General features: G+C 60.7%; 3 protein-coding genes. 2 read left to right on the top strand and 1 reads right to left on the bottom strand.

What is annotated here, in order from left to right:
- Positions 1–136 precede the first annotated feature (136 nt).
- Positions 137–529, top strand: coding sequence for a hypothetical protein (locus H1B37_RS32330; RefSeq protein WP_182871411.1), 393 nt, complete (start codon positions 137–139; stop codon positions 527–529).
- Between the two features lie 409 nt (positions 530–938).
- Complete coding sequence (locus H1B37_RS32325) at positions 939–3,953, top strand: M20/M25/M40 family metallo-hydrolase (protein ID WP_182871410.1); 3,015 nt, start codon at positions 939–941, stop codon at positions 3,951–3,953.
- A gap of 131 nt (positions 3,954–4,084) precedes the next feature.
- Here H1B37_RS32325 and H1B37_RS32320 read toward each other — a convergent pair whose 3' ends face one another.
- Complete coding sequence (locus H1B37_RS32320; RefSeq protein ID WP_182871409.1) at positions 4,085–4,315, bottom strand: hypothetical protein; 231 nt, start codon at positions 4,313–4,315, stop codon at positions 4,085–4,087.
- Positions 4,316–4,463: the final 148 nt, after the last annotated feature.

Genomic DNA, 4,463 nt, shown 5'->3' with positions numbered 1-4,463 from the left:
CTCGCCCGAGCGTGGGAAACGCCCGGAATCCACCTTCTGGCGACGGTAGTTACGTTTGATCCGCCAATCGCGTCCTGGCGTCCCTCCGCCTACAAGTACAATCGCTATTGCCATCATCGCCCCCACGAGCCCAGCCATGATCGCTTTGCTGAAATCGCTGCAACAAAAATGGAACGACTGGTGCGGCGATCGCGAGATGGAGCTGGAGATCCGCAAGCACCTGACCAAGAACGGTTATTACGGCGGCACGGCCAAGTTCAAAAACGTGCGTCTGGTCGCCGTCCAACGCCCCGGCTGGCTGCAGGTGTTTCGTTTCGAAGCGACGGCCCGACGGCAAGCCGAAGAAACCGATGGACCGGACCCCGAAGCGGTCTACGATGAACTGCACGGGTTGGTCCGCGACGACATCCGTCACAAAACCACGTCCGTCCGGGTCTTTCGCGATCCGGCCGAGCGAAGAGAATTGTTCCTCCGCTGGAGCGAAGATTTAATCCAGTTGCGTGGGGCCCAGGGGTTGATTGACCCCTGAAGCACCGTGTTCTCCGAACTCGGCACACGCAAACGCCAGGCGTTGCCCCCACCACCTCCGAGGTCGTACAGTTATTCAAATCAACCCTCCCTGGCAGGGAGGGTCGAGCGCAGCGAGGAGAGGGTCGATTGCTGGTGCTTGAGTGCACTCGAGCCACAACGAACCCTCCCCGCGTCGTCGTAGACTCCTCCGCGACCCTCCCAGAGGGAGGGTGAAGTCGTAAACGCCTGAGAGATCAGAGGTCAATCGCCGCACGACCTCACCTCCAAGAGGACGGCGACGGTCCGCTGAAACCGAACACTCCGCTTGCGGTAAACTACGAGCGGTCTACCGCGACAACACACTGCCGGCCACCGATTAGGCGGTCGGCGCAACGTGTCTCCCACCGAATCAGAAAATCTTGATTGAAATGCCGATACGACAACTCGCTTTCCTGCTACTGCTCACCCTTCCCGCCGCCTTCCTTTCCGCTCAACCGCCGGCCGATCCGCCGACGGATCTGTCGCCCGAAAAGGAAGCGGAATTGATCAGCGACGCGCGACAGATCACCTTCGACGGGCGACGCGCCGGCGAAGGCTACTTCAGCCGCGATGGGAAACGCATGGTGTTTCAAAGCGAGCGTGATCCGGCCAACCCGTTCTACCAGATCTTCCTGATGGATCTGGAAACAGGGGATCTGGAGCAGGTTTCCCCGGGCCACGGCAAGACGACTTGCGCCTGGATCCACCCCGACGGCGATCGCGTGTTGTTCTCCAGCACCCACCATGACGAGACCTCGGTCGCCAAACAGAACGAACTTCTGGAACTGCGACGCAGCGGCAAACAACCGCGTTACTCTTGGGACTACGACCCCGAGTTCGAAATCTACGAACGATTGGCCGATGGCTCGTACAACCGACTGACCGATGCGGAGGGCTATGACGCCGAAGGCAGCTACAGCCCCGACGGGACTCAAATCGTTTTCGCGTCCAATCGCGCCGCATACACCGAATCGCTCTCGGAGCGCGACGCCGAGTTGCTGAAGACCGACAAGTCGTACTTCATCGACCTGTACATCATGGATGCCGACGGATCGAACGTCCGCCGCTTGACCGATGTCAGCGGGTACGACGGTGGCCCGTTCTTTTCGCCCGACGGGAAACGCATCTGCTGGCGACGGTTTTCCGAAGACGGGACGAGGGCAGAGATCTACACGATGGCCAGCGACGGGACCGATGTCCGACGACTGACCGAAATCAACGCGATGAGTTGGGCGCCGTTCTATCACCCCAGCGGCGACTACTTGATCTTCACCACCAACCGTCACGGATTCGGCAACTTTGAACTTTACTGCGTTCGCGCCGATGGCCAGGGGCAACCGGTCCGCGTGACCTACACCGACGGCTTTGATGGGCTGCCTGTTTTTCTGCCCGGTGGCGATCGGATGGCCTGGACCAGCAATCGCACCCCCGAAAAACGCTCCCAGATCTTCCTGGGCAACTGGAACGATGCCGAGATTCGCGAACGACTCGGTTTGACCGACACGCAATCGCAGGACCGGTTGGCGGCGCTCAGTGCGGCCGAAACCACATCGCCGCAATTCACCCCGGCCGACATCGCCCGCCACGTTGATTACTTGACGCGGCCCGAACTGGAAGGCCGCTTGACCGGGACCGAAGGCGAACGTCGGGCGACGGCCTATGTGGCCGCCTATCTGGAAAGCTTGGGGTTTGTCCCCGCCGGCGAGTCGGGAACGTTCTTTGACGAGTTCGAGTTTCCCGCCGGTTGTTCGCTGACCGAAAACAACTCACTTGTGATCGGTGACCACACGGCAAAGCTGGATCAAGATTGGCGTCCGCTTTCCTTTTCCGCCGACGGATCACTGGACGCCACCGAAGTCGTCTTCGCCGGTTATGGGATGCGCGTCCCGGCCAGCGAGGATGCGCCCGAATATGACAGCTATGTCCATCTGAATGTCGCGGGCCGCTGGGTGATGGTCTTCCGTGATCTGCCCCAAGACATCACGCCCGAGCGACGACAACAACTGGCCCGTTTCAGTTCCCCACGCCGCAAAGCAACCTTCGCCCGTGACATGGGAGCCAAGGGAATCATTTTCGTTGCCGGACCGACCAGCAAAGTCCAAAACGAACTGATCCGATTTGACTCCACCGCCTCGGCCGGCGTCAGCATCGCCGCGATCTCGATCACCAACGCAATGGCCGCCAAACTGTTCTCCGACGCCGACGGTGATTTGAAAGAACAGCAATCGCAACTCGACGACGGTTCGCTGGCGATGGGTTACATCTTGGAAGGTGCCAAAGTCGCCTCGACGATCGAGATCGAACGCAAGACCGGAACCGGACGCAACGTGCTCGCGCGATTGCCCAGCGGCAACGACACCGAACCGACCTACCCGTTCGTCATGCTCGGTGCCCACGTGGATCACCTGGGGCGCGGTGCCGGCAGCAATTCGCTGGCCAAAGACGAGGAGCGCGACATGATTCATCAAGGCGCCGATGACAATGCATCGGGCGTCGCGGCGATGTTGGAAATCGCCCAGTACCTGGCCGACGAGCAACGGGCCGGACGCTTGAAGCCCAAGCGAGATTTGGTCGTTGCCGGCTGGAGCGGTGAAGAACTGGGACTGTTCGGATCCCAGGCGTTCATCGAAACGTTCCATTCGATTTACCCCGACGCACCGCAAGCGGAGGTCGACGAAGAAGCCGAGCGGGTGGCGCGGGCCCACGGAATGACGACCGACGCGGCATCGCTGAACCCGGCGATCGCCGCCTACCTGAACCTGGACATGGTCGGGCGTTTGCGCGAGAAATTGGTGATCCAGGGGATCGGTTCGTCACCAAAGTTCGAATCGTTGGTCAACCGCCGCAACGTGCCGGTCGGGCTTTCGTTGACGTTGGACAAAACCAGCACGCGATTACCGACCGACGCGTCGGCCTTCGTCGCCCGCGACGTCCCGATCCTGTCGGCGTTCACCGGTGCCCACGAAGATTACCACACGCCCAGGGACACCAAAGAAAAACTAAACTACCAGGGCGCGGCCGACACGGCACGGCTATTCGCTTTGATCGCCCGCGGCATGCTCAGCGATGACTCGGTTCCCGAATTCAAGTTGGATGAAGGCGAGCGTCAGGAAGAGGAAGTGCCGCGGGCGCGTCTGACCGCGTACTTGGGAACCGTGCCGGATTACGCAGCGGGCAAGATCAAGGGATTGAAATTAAGCGGGGTTGCCGGCGAGGGACCGGCCGCCAAAGCGGGCGTGCAAGGCGGCGACGTGATCATCGAGTTGGCGGGCAAGACGATCGAAGACATCTACGATTACACCTACGCCATCGAAGCGCTCAAGATCGGTGAAGAAGTCGGCATCACGGTCCGCCGAGGCGACCAAGAAGTCCAGCTCAAGATCACCCCCGCCTCCCGCGAATAAGCGCATTGGCATCCACTCCCGTACGACGTCCCTTCCGGGGCGTCGCCCCGAAAGCCCCGCTTTCGCCTGCACGCCACAACGCGATCGCCGCCGCCCTCGAGATCACCACTGCGGCTGGTCGTTTCACTCACTCACGCCGCTTCGAATTCAAACCGTCTTGAGAGCGTGGTGCTGGGGCGTGTCAATCGCACCGGCCGGCGCGTGCTGGCTTGGTCGACGATCACTTCAATCACTGCGGCGGTGGCTTCGATCGCCCTGGCCACACGGAGCAACGCGAACCCGGGCCCGAGTTGCCCGAGTTCAAAGCATTCCCCTGCGACGTGAAGGTACAACTCCACCGAGGCCGAAAACGGAGCGTTCAAGTTCCTTCGCACGTCATGTCCCTGGTCGCTGATAAGTGGGTCACGATGGTCGGTTCTTCGCGGAAACGCCCTTCATCCACCGCATTCCGACGTTCGCTATATTAATGCATCAATGTCATCTATTTGCTGACGATCGAAAACCTGATTC

This window comes from Stieleria mannarensis (assembly GCF_014154935.1).
In the GTDB taxonomy this organism is placed as follows: domain Bacteria; phylum Planctomycetota; class Planctomycetia; order Pirellulales; family Pirellulaceae; genus Stieleria; species Stieleria mannarensis.
This window is presented reverse-complemented; position numbering and strand designations above follow the sequence as displayed.